This window comes from Frankia sp. CeCAU1, from assembly GCF_977971845.1.
Genome location: NZ_CDWWXA010000164.1, coordinates 5142 through 7541 on the forward strand (window position 1 = coordinate 5142; position 2400 = coordinate 7541).

Sequence of the window (2400 nt, forward strand, 5' to 3'; positions counted from 1 at the left end):
CTCGTCCTCACCCATGTCCTCACCATGCTCACCCATGTCCTCACCATGCAACCGCCGGCTTCGACCCGGGTCCCGCACGGCCTGAACGACGTTGTCGGATTCCGCGTCGTCGAACTGAGGGGCCTGGACCGGCTGGCCATCGATTTTCGTTCATGGGCCCGACGCCGTCTGGCTGCTGGTGCCGGTGTCTGTGTGGGCGGGCCACCCCGCCCACACAGACACCTCCGGGTGAGCGCCGTAGGAGGGGTACATCGCTCACCACATCTCCACGTATAACCCAACAATACGCGGACAGGTCATAAGCATCCTGGGTCGATGTTGCCCATCTCGGGATGGTCCGTCTGGGCGGGGTTGTCGTTCTTGTCTCGTAAGACGCCTCTCTCGGTCGACAGGTTGCGACCCTCGTGCCGCCTTTCGTGACGCCACACCCAGATCTCTACGGAGAGTATCAAGATCTGCACGCAGCGAAGCGATCGACGATACCCTCCGGTCATAGGATCACTGGATCGACAATTCAGTCGGGTTATGGCACAACGAAGCGGGTCGGCTCGTCGTCTATCGCAGCGGAACGGATCGGCTCTGCGGCGGCGAAGGCCGCCGCGGGCCGCCGTACCCGGGCGGTTCCCCCCGCCGCCCGTGGGCGGACCGGGCCGGTTGCCCCCTCGCCCGGCACGGTCCGCCTCCATCAACCCACGAGGAGCCCATTCCGGTGATTGAGCACGCTGTCCGCATCGCTCGGACGGTCCTCGTTCCCCGACACCACTGGGCCAGGAGGCAGCGCGTGACCCGCATGGGCGACGGCCGCGACAGTACGTCTGGCGACCGGTCCGCGGTTGCCACGTTCTCAGCCTCCTTCCATGATGTGGTCGCAAACGTCGAGAAGGTCATCCGCGGCAAGCGTGAGGTGGTGGATCTCGCGACGATCTGTATGTTCGCCGATGGCCATCTCCTCGTCGAGGATGTCCCCGGTCTGGGGAAGACCTCCCTGGCCCGCAGCCTCGCTGCGTCGGTGGGCGCCGGCTGTCATCGCATCCAGTTCACGCCCGACCTGCTGCCCGCGGACATCATCGGGACGATGGTCTACAACCAGCGTGCCGGCGAGTTCGGACTCCGCGCGGGCCCGGTGTTCACCAACCTTGTCATTGGCGATGGGATCAACCGCGCCTCGCCGAAGACGCAGTCGGCTCTGCTGGAGGTCATGGAGGAGGGGCGGGTCACCGTCGATGGGACCGGCTATCCGGTACCGCGGCCCTTCATGGTCGTCGCGACGCAGAACCCGATCGACCTGGACGGCACGTACAGCCTGCCCGAGGCCCGCTTGGACCGGTTCCTCATGCGACTGCGGATGGGATATCCCTCCCTCGCTGCGGAGCTGGAGATCCTCGATGGTCGGCAGGCGGGTCGGCGCATCGAGGATCTGAGACCGGTGATGCGGGCGGAGGACGTGGTGGCCCACGCGGCCCGGACACTCGCCATCCATGTGGCACCCGCCCTTCGGCGGTACATCGTCGATCTGGTCGCCGCGACCCGCACGCTGCCGGATGTCGTCCGCCTGGGGGCGAGCCCACGGGGCAGTATCGCGCTGCTTCGGGCCGTCCAGGTGCGTGCCGCGTCGCAGGGACGGGCCTTCGTGACCCCCGACGATGTCAAGGTGCTGGCCAAGCCGGTCCTGGCACACCGGCTGGTGCTGAGCCCCGAGGCGGAACTGCGCCGCGTCATCGCCGAGGACGTCGTGGACGAGGTCGTCGAGACCATCCCGTCCCCGCGTCGTCTCGTCGGCATCTGACCGTGGCACTCCGGTCGGCCGACATCGGGTGCCGGACGGACCGGCGGATGGACCTTGGACTCCGCCGGATGGACAGCATGGCCTCGACGGCGTGGCCTCGACCGAGGGGCCCGTTCCCGGCCGTACTCGCGCAACGGCTACAGATAGCCCGAACAGGCCGGTACCCCCGGAATGGGCTCGTTCTGTCCGTCCAGGGTGACGACTGTAGCCGGTAGGTACTCCCATGCCTGGCTGTATCCGTGTTGGCGCGGATGTCCGGTGGGGCGCCCGGTCGCCTTGCATGCGCGCACGAAACGACGCTCGGCCGCGGGATCCCGCAGATCGGAATGCATCACCTTGACGGCGGCCCGGCGATCGAATATCTCCTGTTCCGCGCGGTAGACCGTGCTGAAACCGCCGTGCCCTATCAGCTCGAACGATCGGTACCCCTCGATCATCACCGGCTCCACGCAGTTCCCGCGTCTCGTCGCGTTCTGGCCTGTCGCGTTCTGGCCTGTCGCGTTCTGGCCCGTCGCTCAAGCCCAGCGCAGTCCCGCCCCGCCCACCCTGCTTGCGGCGTGGGCGCACCCGAGATAGTGGGGCTTTGTCTGGAAGATAGGCCTATGCCCGGAAGA

The 2400-nt window shown here is 67.2% G+C and carries 2 protein-coding genes; one reads left to right on the plus strand and one right to left on the minus strand.

The features are described 5' to 3' along the window. Window positions 1-790: 790 nt before the first annotated feature. Complete coding sequence (locus tag AC08OO_RS20615; RefSeq protein WP_476618936.1) at window positions 791-1786, plus strand: AAA family ATPase; 996 nt, start codon at window positions 791-793, stop codon at window positions 1784-1786. 137 nt (window positions 1787-1923) lie between these two features. On the opposite strand, the gene AC08OO_RS20620 is transcribed toward AC08OO_RS20615, so the two are convergent. Next, window positions 1924-2235 carry a hypothetical protein gene (locus tag AC08OO_RS20620; protein WP_035732692.1) on the minus strand — a complete coding sequence of 104 codons (312 nt, stop codon included), beginning with the start codon at window positions 2233-2235 and terminating at the stop codon, window positions 1924-1926. Window positions 2236-2400 lie beyond the last annotated feature (165 nt).